Consider the following 15,070-nt stretch of genomic DNA (forward strand, 5'->3'; position numbering starts at 1 on the left):
TTCCGGAGTTCACCCGGCCCACCGAAAAAGGTGGGTCAGGCGGCAGAGTACACACCGAAAAGTACGGCAGACGACAGGTATATTATCCTACCATTCCGACGAGGAGTGTACCCGTGTCACACTCGGCGTTGAACCAGTTCGTCGACGAGGTGGAGGCGGCCGACGACGACGGCGGCGGGGGTGAGGGCTGTGGTCCCACACTCGTCGTGGTCAACCGGACGGAGCCCGACCCCATCCAGCGGATGCTCGACTCCCTGTTCGAGGGACAGTCGGTGTCGGTTCGGGAGGCGGCCGTCGCCGACCTCGACGACGACGTGGTCCTGCTTCTCAGGGACGATGCCGTCGTCGCCGCCTCGACGCTCGACGCGCTCGAACGGTCGGTACTGCTCGTCAACTCGGACCGCTACATCACCGGAACCGGCGGCGTCGGCGCCACCGACCCGCCGGCCGTCCTCACCGCGCTCCGGGACACGGCGTTCCGCGTCAGGGGGTACCCGGCGTCGAACTCGGAGAAGCTCCCCATGATACTGCTCTCGCGCTACGTCGAACGGCTCGCGTGGGAGGGTGGGTCGGGAAGTCTGCGCTCGGCGTTCCAGCGGCTCTCCCGCATCGAGGACGAGCGCGGGACCCGACAGGTGTACGCACAGCTCGGCGCCACCGACCTCGACGTTCACGTGTACGGCGTCCCCGACTGCGACCTCCCGCCGTCCGTCGACGCGACGGTACACGCGAACGACTCCGAGGAGTACCGCCGCTCGTGGTTCGTCGTCTACGTCCCCGAGGAGCCGGACTGCCGCCACGCCGCGCTCGTCGCCACCGAACTCGCACCCAACGAGTGGCACGGGATGTGGACCTTCGACCGCGACCGCGTCGAGCGAGTCGACAGGTACGTCGCGCGCCGGCTGTGAGTCGTCTTTCGAGCGAGCCGGTGGGACTGGGATTTGAACCGGAGCCAGACGGTCGCGCTCACTTCGTTCGCGCGCTGCGACTGGCAGGGTTAAAATCGCCAGTACATTCCTCTCAGCACGGCAGGGTGGCTCGCTGCGCTCGCCACGTACTGTCGCGCAGAACCGGTGGGACTGGGATTTGAACCACGGTCGCGCTGCTCACTTCGTTCGCGACGCTCCTTGATTCAAGTCCCCGCGGCACCTTCGATTCGGCGCCGGCGACTCGCTGCGTCGCCGTCGGCCTCGCCCGCCGGCCTCCAGCGGGACGGCGTCGCCGTCCCGCACGGCTCGTCGCGTAGCGCCTCGAAAACGGTGGGACTGGGATTTGAACCACGGTCGTTCCGCTCGCTGCGCTCGCTACACTCTCCGGTTCAAATCACCAGCCGATACCTCGCACGCGCCGCTGGCGGCTCACTTCGTTCGCCGCGGAGCGGCGCTGAGACGGTGGGACTGGGATTTGAACCCAGGAAGCCGAAAGGCTACCTGCTTTCAAGGCAGGCGCAATAGGCCACTCTGCCATCCCACCGCGTCTCCGTGTACCGATGGGTCGGCCAAATGCCTACCGGTCGTCCCTCGGTTCAGACGAGCAACAACACCGCGGTGTACGCCGCGGCACCGACCGCGAAGGCCGAGAACCGGCTCTGGCGCTCCTCCGGAATCTCCTCTTTGATGACGTTCAGGACGATTCCGCCCGCGAGGAAGGCGAGCACGGTCGCGAACAACGCGTCGTCGAGCGGGTAGACGAACGCGAGGGCCGTTCCGGCGACGACGGCGACCGAGACCAGCCACCGCCCGACTTCGTGGTAGCGGTGTCGGTGGTGTTCCCGGAGGCTGTCGTCGTTGACGACGAAGTGCAACCCCATCGCGACGGTGAACAGCGCGAGCGACGCGGCGTCGCTTCGGTGGTGGAGGGTGTACCCGATGAGGAAGTTGTAGACGGTGAACGAGGCGATGTGAATCCAGAACACGCCCGTGCTCTTCTCGGCCTCCTCGGCCCCTCCGACCCCGTCGCCCTCGCTCTCGTCCCCGGGTCCGCCGCGACCGCCGGCGGTGTCTCCGTCGGGGTCCCCCCGACTCCCCCCCGACCGGACGGCCATCCGCTCCAACCCGTAGAACGCGACGAACCCGGCGAGCGCCACGAGGTAGACGTGGTGTTCGAGGAAGGCGAGCGGGAGCCACTCGGCGACGTGTTCGCCGCCCGCTTCGACCTCCGGGAGCAGGTGGACGAACACGTAGGCGACCGAGATTCCGCCGCCGAAGGAGAGCCACCCGCTCCGCGGGATGCGATCGAGGACGGTCAACCGTCCGGCGAAGAGGTGGACGAGCGCCAGCGCGACTGCGGCCGCGAGAAAGAGAGCCGGCGGGAACTCGACGGCGGTCACCGGTCGCCTTCACCTCCGAGCGAACGGCTCACGGTCGATGTTCGCGCGTCCATCGCTGAACGTGCCTACGTCCGGTCCGTTTTAACCTGTACCGGCCTCGGTCGCGTCTCCCGTTTCACTCGCTCCCTTCAGTTGTCGGCGCGGACGACCTCGGGCCCGTCGTCGCCGTCGACGACCTGCAGGCCGAGGTCCCGCACGCACGTGGCCGTGTTGACCGGGACGATTCGCTCGGCGGCGACCCGGGATTCGAGCAACGGGAGCACCGTCGTAAGGTCCTCGGGTCGTTCGAGTGTCGGGACGGTCTGGAGGAAGTCGGCAGCGTGGCCGGCGTCGGCCGCGCGGGTCGTCAGGGTCTCCAGTTCGGGGACTGCGAAGGCCCCGTCGAAGTCTATCGGCTCGGTGAACCCGGCGTAGTACGTCCGCCCCTCCGTGCTCGGACCGAGTACGACCGGGCTCCGGCGAAGCTTCATCGCCGCGGAGTCGACGACGGACCGGAAGAGAAACGGCGCGGTCCCCCGGACGACGGCGGCGGAGGCGACCGACTCGTCGCGCAGGAGGTGAGTGACGGTGTTGCCAGCGCGGGCGGCGAAGGAGGAGCCGACCTGCACCTCAAAGCGGGCGTCCCCGGTTCCGCCGAGTTCGTCGGCGACGAGCGCCCGGAGTTCGGCCTCGGCGGACTCCTCGTCGTCGCCGGCGGCGTACTCCTCGGGGAGGCCCTCGTCGGCACGGTAGTTCACTAGCAGGTCCCCACCGGAGTTGTCGACGGCCGCGAAGGTGTCTCGGAGCATCGCGGCGTAGAGCTTCGCGGCCTCCGACTCCGTGAGAGGTCCGTCGGCGGCGAGTTCCGGAAGGACGAGACCGGGGCGGGGCGGCGACGCGAGAACGGCGATGACGGTCATGTCCCGACGTGGGGTCGGCCCCGCCTTGAAGCCGCTGGTCCGGTCGAGCCGACGCCGGCCGTCGGACCCGGGTCCGAACGGTAGCGCCCGACGGTGGTGACGGGCGCGAACGGTCGGGACGGGTGACCGGCGAAACCGAGGGACTGCGAGTCGATTCGACCCCGAGGGGACGGGAAGCGAAGAGTGGCGAAGGAAGGAAGCGGACAGAGAACCCGTCGGCGAAGAGAGACGTGGTCGGCGGTGACGACGTGCCGACCGAAATCCGGCGGCAAGGGCGATGACGATGGGCTCCTGGGATTCCCGAGCGCACCACCCCGAGACGACGCTTCGCTTGCGGTCGCGTCCGCCGGCATCGCGACCGTCCGAAACGGGAGGCGGCGTGCAGGTAGCCTCCCTGCCTGTCAGTACGGGGTTTTTATGTAGCGACCCCGGGACTTAACCTCGGCAGTGCCGTCTGTCCCACCGATGACCCTCGCAGGCCTCCTCTCGCGCCTGGTCGTGGCGGCGATCGCAGTCCTGCTGCTCGGCGGGCTGTTCACCCTCTTCACCGGGTTCGCCGGCTCCGAGAACAGGGCATTCTTCACTCCGACGTTGCTCGTCCTCTGGCTCCTCGCCGGGGCCGTCTTCGGCCTCTACCGACTCGGACAGCAGGGGGCCGGCCGCGACGACACCGTATACTGGTAACCCCTCCACGCGGGAGTCGAACGCTCAGCGGCTCCGTCGACCCTTCGTCTGTCTGTAGTCCCGACCGAACACGTTCTCGCGGACGTGGTCGACCCACGCCTCGCTGTCGGCGTCCGTCTGCCGGTCGAGTTCGAGCATCGGGAGGAGTTCGAACCCTCGCCCGCGGACGGTCGTCGCGTGCTCGGCCTCGACGTCGAACGACTCCGGGGCGCGGGTCGTGTACTCGATGGCCAGGGCCTCCAGTGCCCGTTGGCCGATGGGGACGATTATCTCCGGGTTTATCATCCGCAGCTCCGCGTTGAGGTAGGGCTCGCAGTTCGCGAGTTCCTCGGCGGTGGGGTCGCGGTCGGGGTGTCGACAGCGGGAGAGGTAGGTGAGGACGCAGTTCTGAAGCTCCGGTTCGAGCGCGTCCGGCGGCGACCGGGAGAAGCCGAGTTCGCCGAGCATCCGCTGGAGACGCTCGCCGTCCGCGTCGCCGACGAACGGGACGCCGGCCGCGTCGGCCCCCTCGCTCGGCATCTCGCCGACGAAGACGAACTCGCCGCCGACGTCCCCGTACCCGTGGACGACCGACTCCCGCGTCTCACAGAGTGCCGGGCAGTTGCGACAGTCCTCGTCCATGTTGAACGGGTTCTCGAGGCTCTCCTGGTGGGCGTCCATAGTCGGTCTTCGAGCGGGAGCGGAAAAACGAGCGGGGTCGGCGACACCGTGCTTGTAAGCACGCCGACACCTCTGCCACCGGACGCCGATTCGGCGGTACGCCGACACCCGACCGGCGGATACCAATCCGACGGCAGGACGGCTCGCCGACCCGTCGCCCCGGCGATTCAGCGCCTCACGCCGTCGGCGACGCGGCCGAGTTGGTTGATTAGGGTGAATCCCTATTCGGGTGGGTGGTATACCTCTTCTGTGCTCAATCCCGACACCGGCGTCGTCGAAGTCCGGGAGTACCGACTCGGTGACGGTGTGGAGGAGAAGGCGTTCATGGCGGCCTCGGCCCAGACGCAGCTCGCGATGAAGGAGTGTCCCGGCTACGTCTCGCGAGAGGTGTTCAAGGGCGAGGACGGGTACCTCGACGTCGTCCACTGGGAGCGCCCGGAGAACGCCGACGCCGCCACGACGTTGGAGGAGGAGGATTCGGCGGTGCGGACGCTGTTCGACCTGCTCGACGAGGAGAGCCTCTCGCGACGACGGTTCGTTCCCGTCGGCTGAGAGGGACGGCGAACCGGACGGCGGGCGTGTGAGAACGAACTACCCGCGGCGCCGGCGTGGGGCTCCCGGACTACGAGTCGGGTCGGAGGCCGCCCTGTTCTTTGATGTTCATGATGTGGCGGACGTTCAGATATATCTCCTCGGGTGAGGTGTCGCCCTCCGCGTCGTACAGGTCCGAGATGCGGTACACGATGGCCGACAGCTGTCGGCTCTCCGAGGAGTCACCGTAGATGTCGTCGCCGACGTCCCGGAGCAGGCGGACCGTCTCGGGGTCGGTCTCGAAACTCCTCTCGGAGTCGGGTGCCATCTCCCAGTCGACCTCGTCGTCCTCCGCCGAGTCGCCTGAGTTGGCACTCGCCTCGATTCCATCCCCGGCCGTCGGGGCACCGTCGTCGCCCCCGTCGCTCATCGCCCGGTCACCCGGCGGCGCTTGACGACGCCGACGTTGTTGGCGACGTTCTCGACGAGCAGGCGGAAGGCGTCGGCGGTCTCGTTCTCCTCACCCTCCTCTTCGCCCCCTTCGAGGACGACCGGCTTCCCGCCGTCGCCGCCGGCCCGGACCTGCGGGTCGAGCGGGATGCCGCCGAGGTAGGGCATGTTCGACTCGTCCGCGAGCGCGCGGCCGCCGCCGGTGCCGAAGATGTCGTGGGTCGACCCGCAGTCGGGACAGCGGAAGCCGGCCATGTTCTCGGCGATGCCGAGCACGTTGGTCTCGTGCTTCCCGAACATCTGGAGGGCCTTCCGGGCGTCGTCGACGGCCACGTCCTGCGGGGTCGTGACGACCACCGCGCCGGTGAGCGGGAGCGTCTGGAGGACCGTGAGCTGGGTGTCGCCCGTCCCCGGCGGGAGGTCGAGCACCATGTAGTCGAGTTCGCCCCACTGCACGTCCTCGGTGAGTTGGGTCAGCACCTTGTGGACCATCGGACCGCGCCAGATGACGGGGTCGTCCTCGCCGACGAGGAAGGCCATCGACATGAGCTTCACCCCGTACTTCTCCGGCGGGATGATGGTCTCGTCGGCCGTGGCCTTCGGCGCCTCGTCGGCGGCGACCATCCGGGGGACGTTCGGGCCGTACACGTCGGCGTCGAACAGGCCGACGCGAGCGCCGAGCGCCGAGAGGCCGGCCGCGAGGTTCACCGCGACGGTGGACTTGCCGACGCCGCCCTTCCCGGAGGCGACGGCGATGACGTTCTTCACGCCCGGCAGCACCTGCTCCTCGGTGCCGAGGTCGGAGGGGATGGACGCCGAGAGGTCCACCTCCGCGAACTCGTCGGCCAGTTCCTCGCGCACGCGGGCCGCGATGGTGGTCTCGTGTGGGGAGTACGGGGCACCGAGGGCGAGGGAGATTCTGACGGTGTCGCCGTCCTCCGAGACCTCCACCGCGTTGACGAGGCCGAGGGAGACGATGTCGTCGCCGAGGTCGGGGTCCTCGACGGCCCGGAGCCGCTCGCGCACGTCCGCTTCGTTCATGCTTCGAGGTCCGGGTGTGTGGCGAATAAGGGTTGTGTCCTCGGGTCCGATTCCCCGTGGCTGCAGAAGCCGGTATCCGTCGGGAACTGGTGACGACGGTGGCCCAGCAACCCCCTCGTCCGACACGAGGTCGCGTCGGCGCGGCTCGCGCCCTCCGTGGCCGCCTTCGCGAGCAGAGTGGGACCTTCTGTCCCGCTGGAAGCCGGCGGTGAAGCCGCCGGCGACGTAGCGGGTCTTTCCGTAGCTGAACGAGGGAGCTTGCCACTACGTCACCCAACCCACGAACCGAACTCACACGAACGACCACGCGAAATCGCGCCATTCGCAAGGCCAAAGACCCACGGAAGCAACCACCGACACATGGAACTGGACGACACGGACCGGGCCATCCTCCGCATCCTCCAGGAGGACGCCCGGACCCCCTTCTCGGAGATCGCGCGTCGCATCGACATGTCGAGCGCGACCGTCCACGACCGGGTCGGCAGGCTGGAGGAGGCCGGTGTCATCGAGGGGTACCACGCCAAGCTGAACCCTCGCGAAATCGGCCTCGGCACGTCGGCGTTCGTCGGCCTCCGGGTCCAACAGGGCCACGAGGAGGAGACCCTCGAACGCCTCCGCGAGATAGAGGGCGTCCGCGAGGTCCACCTCACGACCGGCGAGTGGGACGTGCTCCTCCGGGTGTACGCGGCCGACACCGACGAGCTCCGCGAACTGATGTTCGAGGGCATCGCCGGGATGGGCGGGTTCGCGCGCTCCCAGACGATGGTCGTGCTCGGCACCGACTACGACGACCCGGTACTGCCGCTCAAAGACGAGTGACGCGCCGGCACCCCGACCGTCGGGTCGGTTCGGTAGAACGAGTCGAGAGACGCGAACGGGCCGGGAGACGCGGCTAAAACGGAGCTACGGGCGAAGAGAGAGAGAGGCCCGGACCGGGCGGGCGGTGCCGACGGGCGAGGGGGCGGAGCGGGAGACGCTCGGGGAGGACGCGTCCGACTCACACCGAGGGCCGGAGGCCGTTCTCGGCGCCGGTCCCCGACTCGACGAGGGGGTCGCCGCCGCCGCCGTCGTCGTCATCGTCGTCGCGGTCGTCGCCGCCGGCGTCCCGGCGGGCCGCCGAGCGGACGACCAGCACGTTGAGGGCGAGTGGAATCGCGAGGAGGGCGGCGACGGCCGCCGAGACGGCGACTGCTGTCGCCGTGAGGCCACCCAGCGCGACGCCGAAGACGCTGAGCCCCGCGAACACGAGGCCGGCCGTCGAGGTCCGGGCCACGAACGCGTCGGAGACGCCGCGCGCGAGCCACCCCACGACCGCCGGGACGAACGCGAACGCGAATCCGAACAGTCCGGTCAGGAGGGCGACCGCGAACAGAACGAATTCGAGGGTGATGGCATCGGTGCCGACGGCCACGACGTACGCGCCGAGTGCGAAGAACACGGCGATGCCCGCCGTGAGGAGTCCGCCGAGGAGGTTGAGAAGGCCGAGGCCGACGCGGCTGGAAGTCATCGTAGATCGAGCTACTGACGCCGGCCGGCGATATCAATACGTACGGCGGCGCTGGCCGTCGACAGCGTCCCGGACGCGGGGTGGCCGACACCGACGCACGAGACCGGAACGATAAAACGCTCCGCAGACGGCGTTCGGGGTATGGCAACGGTCGCTGAGCGCGTCGGCATGGAGCCCGAGCGGCTCTGGGGCGTGACGGTGCTCGCCCTCCTCGCCGCCCTCGTCGGTGGCTCGGTACTCTTCCCGCGTATCGTCTGGGACGGATTCCTCTGGCACTACTTCTGGGGCCCCGTGCAGGCCGACGCCAACTCGGCGACCTGCGCGGTCATCGACGCCGGACAGGTGTCGTACCTCCGGAGCGCGGACGCCTGTGCGGCCGCCGCGGAGCCGGTCGCCTACCCGGGCTACACCCTCGTCTCCGAGGCGGGCTACGTCGTCACACTCCTCATCGCGTTGATGGGCGTCGTGCTCCTCCTGCGCAAACTGGAGATCGGCGAGGACCGCCCGTTCTTCTTCGCGCTCGTCCCGTTCATGTTCTTCGGGGGCGCCCTGCGCGTCGTCGAGGACGCGAACGACGCGATTCCGGCGGGCGAGGCGCTGATATCCTACCCGCTGAACACGTTCGTCATCAGTCCGGTCATCTACTTCACCGTCTTCTTCATCACCCTCGCGGCGGTCGTCGCGACGGTGTGGGCGGACCGGAACGGCGCCATCGACGACTACGTCCGCCCGCTCGCCGGCGTCGGAACCGCCCTCGTCGGCCTCTGTGTGGGCTACCTGCTCGTGCTCGCGGTCACGGACGCGCAGGGCGTCGAGTTCTACCCGCAGGTGCTCGTCGTCGTCCTCCTCGGGGCGACCGCCTCCGCCGCGGCGACGTGGTGGCTCATCGAGGAGTTCAAACCCGAGATAAACGCCGGCACCGGCCTCATCGGCTTCGTCGTCCTCTGGGGCCACGCCGTCGACGGCGTCGCCAACGTGGTCGGCCTCGACTTCATGCCGGCGCTGAACGCCGGCCGGAACCTCGTGCCGAAACACCCCGTCAACCAGTTCGTCGTGGACTTCACCGGCTCCGTCCTCCCCCAGTCGATTCTCGCGGTGACGGGCGACGCGTGGCCGTTCCTGCTCATCAAGCTCGTGGCCGCCACCGCGGTCGTCTGGCTGTTCGACGACACCGTCTTCGAGGAGTCGCCGCGCTACACCATCCTCATGCTGGTCGCCATCGTCGCCGTCGGTCTCGGCCCCGGCACCCGGGACATGCTCCGCGCGACGTTCGGCGTCTGACGGCGGCTCGATTTCGGCTGTTTTCGATAGACTGACGACCGGCCGAACAGTCGTCACGACGACGACAGCCGAGCGACCACTAGCGACGACGGCGAACCAGCCGCCAGGGCGGGACTCCGGAAGGGGCCGACCTCCCGACGAACGCGGCCGACGCAAGCACCACAGGCGAGCGAGCGGAGCGAGTGAGCCGAGGAGCACCGCGAGGCCCCGGAGTCGAGAGGTCGGGGGCTTCCGAGGGTCACAGACTCGGATGAGTCAGTATCGCACCGAGCCTCTCCCAGGAACGTATCCGACAGCACTTAGCCGACCCACCGCCCACCACCGGACGAATGAGCGACACGAGCGAGCCGCGCATCCTCGTCACCAACGACGACGGAATCGACGCTCCGGGCATCGCATCGCTGTACGAGGAACTCTCCGCGCTCGGCGAGGTGACGGTCGTCGCGCCCGCGACGAACCAGAGCGGCGTCGGCCGCACGCGCAACGGCCGCGCCACCGTCCGCGAGCACCCGTGGGGGTACGCGCTGGCGGGGACGCCAGCCGACTGCGTCGCGTTCGGTCTCGGCGGCGGCCTGGCCGACGACGACATCGAGGCGCCCGGCGTCGACGTCGACGGCACCGCGACGCACCCCTTCGACGTGGTCGTCTCCGGCGTCAACGACGGCCCGAACGCCGGCAACTACGTCGTCGGCCGCTCCGGGACGGTCGGCGCCGGCATCGAGGCCGCTTTCCTCGGCGTCCCCGCCGTCGCCGTCTCCGCCTACCACACCGAGCTGTTCCACCCCGACGCGGAGCAGTACGACTTCAACCGACCGGCTCGGGTCGCCCGCCGGTTCGTCGAGAGGGGGCTCGAATCGGGCGTCTTCGACGAGGTGGACGTGTTGAACCTCAACGCACCCGTCGACGCCGAGCCGACCGGGACGCGGGTCACCCGGCCCGTCGCCGACTACGGCCAGCGCGTGAGCTTCGAGGCTGCAGACGGCGGGGAGTCGGTGTCGGAGAGCGAGGAGGACAGGGGGAGCGCGAGCGACGAAGACGAACGTGCCGTCCGACTCGTCGATCGCTCCTGGCCCCACATCGAGGGGTTCGAGAACCCCTTCCCCGGCGCGGAGGAACACCGCCACCGCTACCCGGAGGACGGCGACCGCGTCGCGATGATGGACGGCGCGGTCAGCGTCTCGCCGCTGTCGGTCGGCCACGAACACCTCGACTCGGCGACGCTCGCGGGGCTGGTCGAGGACGTCGACCTCGGTTGATTGGCGGTGCGCGAGAAGAAAGGCGAGTCAGTCGTCGCCGGCGTCGGCGACCTCTGCCGCGTCGGGGGCATCCTCTCGGGCCTCCCGGCGCCGCGCGTAGAGGTAGGTCGCGACGGCGGTGACGAACCAGACCGCGGCGCCGACGCGGACCGCGAAGGAGGCCCACTGGCCCCACGAGGAGAGCTCGACGGCCATCGAGAGGAGGGCGACGACGGGGGCGCCGACGACGATGGTGAGGACGAACGTCGTCTGCATCACCCAGCCGAAGTCGACGCCGTCCGGGTCGGTTCGCTCGACGGGTTGCACGGATGCGTGTTCGGCGCCGGCGGCTAAGGCGTGCCGGTTTCGGCTTCCATTACTTCTGGACCATCACCGGTTCCGGTGCGACTGCGAGCCGGACGGTGCAGTGTCTCGGAAGCCCCGACTTCTGGACTCGCGCGTCTCGCTGTGGTCCTCGTCGCTCACTGCGTTCGCTCCTGCGGTCCTTGCGTCGGCGTGCGTCGTCCAGAAGCCGGCCCCTTCCGGAGCCCCACCCTATCGGATGGTCGGTAGGTCGCCAGCGGCGGATGACCGCTCTCTGCGCTCGGTCCGTCACAACCGCTCGAAGAACTCCTCCAGCGCGGCGTTGAACGCCTCCGGCTGTTCGACCATGGCGAGGTGGGCGGCGTCCTCGACGACGGCGAGGTCGCAGTCCGGCATCTCCTCGGCGAGGAACTCGTGGTAGTACGGCGGCGTGAGTTGGTCGTGCTCGCCGACGACCGCCAGGGCCGGCACGTCGACGTCGCCGAGGCGGTCCCGAACGTCGAACACGTGGCAGGTGTGGAAGTCCCGACTCGTCACAGCCTGCCCGGCCTCCAACATCGCCTCTCGGGACTCCGACAGATACCGCTCGTCGGGGTCGTGGAACAGCCGGTCGGGCGCGTGTAGGAACTCGACGGCGCGTTCGAAGTCGCCCTCCAGCCAGTGGAGCAGGTCGTCGAGGACGGCCAGTCGCGCGCCGGTGCCGGCGAGGACGAGTCCGTCGAGGTCGAGATCGCCGCCGCGTTCGAGCGCGACGGTCATCGCGACCGCTCCGCCGAGGGAGTTGCCGACGAGTACGCGCGCGTCGGTCTCGCGGGCGACCGCGACGACGTCGTCGGCGTAAGCGGAGAGACAGCCGTACCCGGGGTCGGCGTCCACGTCCTCGCTCTCGCCGTGACCGCTCAGGTCCAGCGCGACGACCGGCCGCCGGTCGGCCAGCCGCGACTGGGCCTTCCAGACCCCGCTCGACCCGCCGCTCCCGTGGATGCAGAGCATCGCCCCCGGTTCGCTCCCGCCGTTCCCGTCCCGGTCGCCCGTGTCCTCGCCGTCCCCATCGTCCCCTCCCGATCTGTCGAACCGTCGGTAGACCGTCCGCCGTCCGTGGTGTGTGACCCCGTCCATGCCACGACCGACGGGGTGGGAGTGCAAAGAGACCACGGGTCACCGAACCGAGCGACTGAACCCACCAGCCAACCCCGAACCGCTATTCTACCGAACGAAGTCTGACCGGACGCCGTCACCCGATTACGCTAGCGAAGATTTATATTCTTCGGACCCTAACTTAGGGTTAGGTATAGTATGAGTCTCCAGCAGTTCGCCAATCCCGACGAGCGTTTCCTCCGTCGCTACGAGTACGACGACCAGTGGGTCGTCGCGGGCGACCTCGGCGTCGCGGACGACCGTGTCGATGTCGACGTGGTCGGGTCGACGGCGATCGTCGTCGTCGAGCGCGAAGACGAGGCCGAGGCCGAGTTCGAGTTCGAACTCCCCGGTGCCGAGGCGGAAGTGCTTATGCGAAACGGCGTGCTCACCATAACCGGTAGCAGATAACCACGACGTCGGCGACGACCGACCTGACCTGTAAACGTCCCGTCGCGTCTCCGACCCGGATTCCGATTATTCAGTCATGAAACTCACCGTCAAACCCCTCAAACAGAAGGACGCCGGCCGCGGACTGGCCGCGATCGACCGGCAGGCCGCCGACGAACTCGGTCTGACCGGAGGCGACTTCATCCGCATCGAAGGCAAGGAAGGCACCGCCATCGCCCGCGTCTGGCCGGGCTACCCCGAAGACGACGGCAGCGGCGTCGTCCGCATCGACGGCCGACTCCGTCAGCAGGCGAACGTCGGCATCGACGACAAGGTGTCCGTCGAGAAGGCCGACGTCAAGCCCGCCGAGGAGGTCGTCATCGCCCTCCCGCAGAACCTCCGCATCTCGGGCAACGTCGGTCCGCACATCCGCGACAAGCTCTCGGGTCAGCCCGTCACGAAGGGCCAGTCCGTCCAGATTCCGTTCGGCTTCGGCTTCATGGCCTCCCAGAGCCAGTCCGTCCCCCTCAAAATCGCGAAGACGAAACCCAGCGGAACGGTCGTCATCAACGACTCCACCGACGTGCAGATCAGCGAGAAGCCCGCCGAGCAGATTCGCGGCGCCCCGAGCGGCGCCACCGGCGACGGTCCCGACGTGACCTACGAGGACATCGGCGGCCTCGAAGGCGAACTCGAGCAGGTCCGCGAGATGATCGAACTGCCGATGCGCCACCCGGAACTGTTCAAGCGCCTCGGCATCGAGCCGCCGAAGGGCGTCCTCCTCCACGGGCCGCCCGGCACGGGGAAGACGCTCATCGCGAAGGCCGTCGCCAACGAGATAGACGCCTCCTTCCACACCATCTCGGGCCCCGAGATCATGTCGAAGTACTACGGGGAGTCCGAGGAGCAACTCCGCGATATCTTCGAGGAGGCCACGGAGAACGCCCCGGCCATCGTCTTCATGGACGAGCTGGACTCCATCGCCGCCAAGCGCGAAGAGGCCGGCGGCGACGTGGAGCGCCGGGTCGTCGCCCAACTACTCAGCCTGATGGACGGGCTGGAGGAGCGCGGGCAGGTCGTCGTCATCGGCGCGACCAACCGCATCGACGCCATCGACCCCGCGCTCCGTCGCGGCGGCCGCTTCGACCGCGAAATCGAAATCGGCGTCCCCGACCGTGAGGGCCGCAAGGAAATCATGCAGGTCCACACGCGGAACATGCCGCTCGCGGACTCGGTGAACCTCGACGAGTACGCCGACAGCACGCACGGGTTCGTCGGCGCCGACCTCGAGTCCCTCGCCAAGGAGGGGGCGATGAACGCCCTGCGGCGTATCCGCCCCGAAATCGACCTCGAGGCCGACGAAATCGACGCCGACGTACTCGACGCCCTGCAGGTCACCGACGACGACTTCAAGGAGGCGATGAAGGGTATCGAGCCCTCCGCGCTCCGCGAGGTGTTCGTCGAGGTGCCGAACGTCACTTGGGAGGACGTCGGCGGCCTCGAAGGGACGAAGAAACGCCTCCGCGAGACCATCCAGTGGCCGCTCGACTACCCCGAGGTGTTCCAGGCGATGGACATGGACGCCGCGAAGGGCGTGCTGATGTACGGCCCGCCCGGCACGGGGAAGACCCTGCTGGCGAAGGCCGTCGCCAACGAGTCCGAGTCCAACTTCATCTCGGTGAAGGGGCCCGAACTGCTCAACAAGTTCGTCGGGGAGTCAGAGAAAGGCGTCCGCGAGATATTCAAGAAGGCCCGCCAGAACGCGCCGACCGTCATCTTCTTCGACGAGATAGACGCCATCGCCACCGAGCGCGGGCGCAACTCGGGCGACTCGGGCGTCTCCGAGCGCGTCGTCTCCCAGCTCCTGACCGAGTTGGACGGACTCGAAGCCCTCGAAGACGTGGTCGTCATCGCCACCACGAACCGTCCCGACCTCATCGATTCCGCCCTGCTGCGGCCCGGTCGGCTGGACCGCCACGTCCACGTGCCCGTGCCCGACGAGGAGGCCCGCCGGAAGATATTCGAAGTCCACACGCGGAACAAGCCGCTCGCGGACGACGTGGACCTCGAGAAGCTCGCTCGCCGCACCGAGGGGTACGTCGGCGCCGACATCGAGGCGCTGGCCCGCGAAGCCGCGATGAACGCCTCCCGCGAGTTCATCGAGTCGGTCTCCCCCGAGGACATCGAGGGCGGCGTCGGCAACGTCCGCATCACGATGGACCACTTCGAGGACGCCCTCGACGAGGTCGTCGCGAGCGTCACCGAGGAGACCAAGCAGCGCTACGAGGAGATCGAAGAGCGCTTCAAGAAGAGCGAGGTCCAGAAGGAGGGCGAGGAAGCGATCGGCCGGACCTTCCAGTGAGCCTTTCTTCGCCGAGGGCTCCGCGAGCGCGCTGATGCACACTCGCTCGGACACGCCGGTAGAAGAGCTTCGTGAGGGAGAACCCGCTCGTTCGGGCCTGCCGGCCCTCGCTCGCGGTACGACGTCAGCGCGAGTCCTGTCGCAGTAACGTCCGGCGGCTACTTCTCCGACACCTCCCGTTCTACTTCCGCTCTCAGTCCCGCCGCGACGACCGTGTCGTGTCGCTCCGGGACGAACGGT

At 68.6% G+C, this 15,070-nt stretch carries 16 protein-coding genes and 1 tRNA gene; 8 read left to right on the forward strand and 9 right to left on the reverse strand.

Translation table 11 applies throughout. The features are described from left to right. The first annotated feature begins 113 nt into the window (after positions 1-113). The gene (locus N5095_RS09705) at positions 114-908 is read left to right on the forward strand and encodes a DICT sensory domain-containing protein (RefSeq protein WP_308203530.1); all 795 of its coding nucleotides are present in this window, start codon (positions 114-116) and stop codon (positions 906-908) included. A 481-nt stretch (positions 909-1,389) separates the two neighbouring features. On the opposite strand, the gene N5095_RS09710 is transcribed toward N5095_RS09705, so the two are convergent. From N5095_RS09710 to N5095_RS09720, 3 genes are all read right to left on the reverse strand, one after another. After that, positions 1,390-1,473, reverse strand: a tRNA-Ser gene (locus N5095_RS09710). A gap of 52 nt (positions 1,474-1,525) precedes the next feature. Beyond that, positions 1,526-2,329, reverse strand: coding sequence for a ZIP family transporter (locus tag N5095_RS09715; RefSeq protein WP_267622576.1), 804 nt, complete (start codon positions 2,327-2,329; stop codon positions 1,526-1,528). A gap of 128 nt (positions 2,330-2,457) precedes the next feature. After that, positions 2,458-3,228, reverse strand: coding sequence for a hypothetical protein (locus N5095_RS09720; RefSeq protein WP_267622577.1), 771 nt, complete (start codon positions 3,226-3,228; stop codon positions 2,458-2,460). Between the two features lie 465 nt (positions 3,229-3,693). Between N5095_RS09720 and N5095_RS09725 the strand changes: the two genes are divergently transcribed. Continuing rightward, positions 3,694-3,912 (forward strand): hypothetical protein, encoded by a 219-nt coding sequence (locus N5095_RS09725; protein WP_267622578.1) that lies wholly within the window; start codon positions 3,694-3,696, stop codon positions 3,910-3,912. 24 nt (positions 3,913-3,936) lie between these two features. On the opposite strand, the gene N5095_RS09730 is transcribed toward N5095_RS09725, so the two are convergent. Further along, complete coding sequence (locus N5095_RS09730; RefSeq protein ID WP_267622580.1) at positions 3,937-4,572, reverse strand: uracil-DNA glycosylase; 636 nt, start codon at positions 4,570-4,572, stop codon at positions 3,937-3,939. A gap of 249 nt (positions 4,573-4,821) precedes the next feature. Between N5095_RS09730 and N5095_RS09735 the strand changes: the two genes are divergently transcribed. Continuing rightward, on the forward strand, positions 4,822-5,124 hold the full coding sequence (locus N5095_RS09735; protein WP_267622581.1) for a hypothetical protein: 303 nt from the start codon (positions 4,822-4,824) through the stop codon (positions 5,122-5,124). A gap of 70 nt (positions 5,125-5,194) precedes the next feature. On the opposite strand, the gene N5095_RS09740 is transcribed toward N5095_RS09735, so the two are convergent. Further along, on the reverse strand, positions 5,195-5,533 hold the full coding sequence (locus tag N5095_RS09740; protein WP_267622582.1) for a DUF7976 family protein: 339 nt from the start codon (positions 5,531-5,533) through the stop codon (positions 5,195-5,197). Continuing rightward, a complete protein-coding gene (locus tag N5095_RS09745) occupies positions 5,530-6,594 on the reverse strand; it encodes an Mrp/NBP35 family ATP-binding protein (RefSeq protein WP_267622584.1) in 1,065 nt (354 codons plus the stop codon). The genes N5095_RS09740 and N5095_RS09745 overlap by 4 nt, the downstream gene beginning before the upstream one ends. 360 nt (positions 6,595-6,954) lie before the next feature. Between N5095_RS09745 and N5095_RS09750 the strand changes: the two genes are divergently transcribed. Then, positions 6,955-7,413, forward strand: a complete 459-nt coding sequence (locus N5095_RS09750) for an Lrp/AsnC family transcriptional regulator (protein WP_267622586.1) — start codon at positions 6,955-6,957, stop codon at positions 7,411-7,413. A gap of 178 nt (positions 7,414-7,591) precedes the next feature. Here the strand turns inward: N5095_RS09750 and N5095_RS09755 are convergent, their stop codons facing one another. Continuing rightward, positions 7,592-8,101 carry a hypothetical protein gene (locus tag N5095_RS09755; RefSeq protein WP_267622587.1) on the reverse strand — a complete coding sequence of 170 codons (510 nt, stop codon included), beginning with the start codon at positions 8,099-8,101 and terminating at the stop codon, positions 7,592-7,594. A 141-nt stretch (positions 8,102-8,242) separates the two neighbouring features. On the opposite strand from N5095_RS09755, the gene N5095_RS09760 reads away from it, so the two are divergent. Beyond that, positions 8,243-9,382, forward strand: a complete 1,140-nt coding sequence (locus N5095_RS09760) for a DUF63 family protein (RefSeq protein WP_267622588.1) — start codon at positions 8,243-8,245, stop codon at positions 9,380-9,382. Positions 9,383-9,711: 329 nt separating this feature from the next. Next, complete coding sequence (surE, locus tag N5095_RS09765; protein WP_267622590.1) at positions 9,712-10,638, forward strand: 5'/3'-nucleotidase SurE; 927 nt, start codon at positions 9,712-9,714, stop codon at positions 10,636-10,638. Between the two features lie 27 nt (positions 10,639-10,665). Here surE and N5095_RS09770 read toward each other — a convergent pair whose 3' ends face one another. Together N5095_RS09770 and N5095_RS09775 are read right to left on the reverse strand one after the other, a co-directional pair. Further along, entirely contained in the window at positions 10,666-10,944 is a 279-nt protein-coding gene (locus N5095_RS09770; RefSeq protein WP_267622592.1) for a DUF5822 domain-containing protein, read from the reverse strand. Positions 10,945-11,229: 285 nt separating this feature from the next. After that, the gene (locus N5095_RS09775) at positions 11,230-12,060 is read right to left on the reverse strand and encodes an alpha/beta fold hydrolase (RefSeq protein WP_267622594.1); all 831 of its coding nucleotides are present in this window, start codon (positions 12,058-12,060) and stop codon (positions 11,230-11,232) included. A gap of 177 nt (positions 12,061-12,237) precedes the next feature. On the opposite strand from N5095_RS09775, the gene N5095_RS09780 reads away from it, so the two are divergent. Both N5095_RS09780 and N5095_RS09785 read left to right on the forward strand, forming a co-directional pair. Further along, on the forward strand, positions 12,238-12,489 hold the full coding sequence (locus N5095_RS09780) for a DUF7127 family protein (RefSeq protein ID WP_267622595.1): 252 nt from the start codon (positions 12,238-12,240) through the stop codon (positions 12,487-12,489). Positions 12,490-12,565: 76 nt separating this feature from the next. After that, positions 12,566-14,830 (forward strand): CDC48 family AAA ATPase, encoded by a 2,265-nt coding sequence (locus tag N5095_RS09785; RefSeq protein ID WP_267622596.1) that lies wholly within the window; start codon positions 12,566-12,568, stop codon positions 14,828-14,830. Positions 14,831-15,070 lie beyond the last annotated feature (240 nt).

Origin of the sequence: Halobium salinum, from assembly GCF_026586625.1 — an archaeon.
GTDB lineage: Archaea > Halobacteriota > Halobacteria > Halobacteriales > Haloferacaceae > Halobium > Halobium salinum.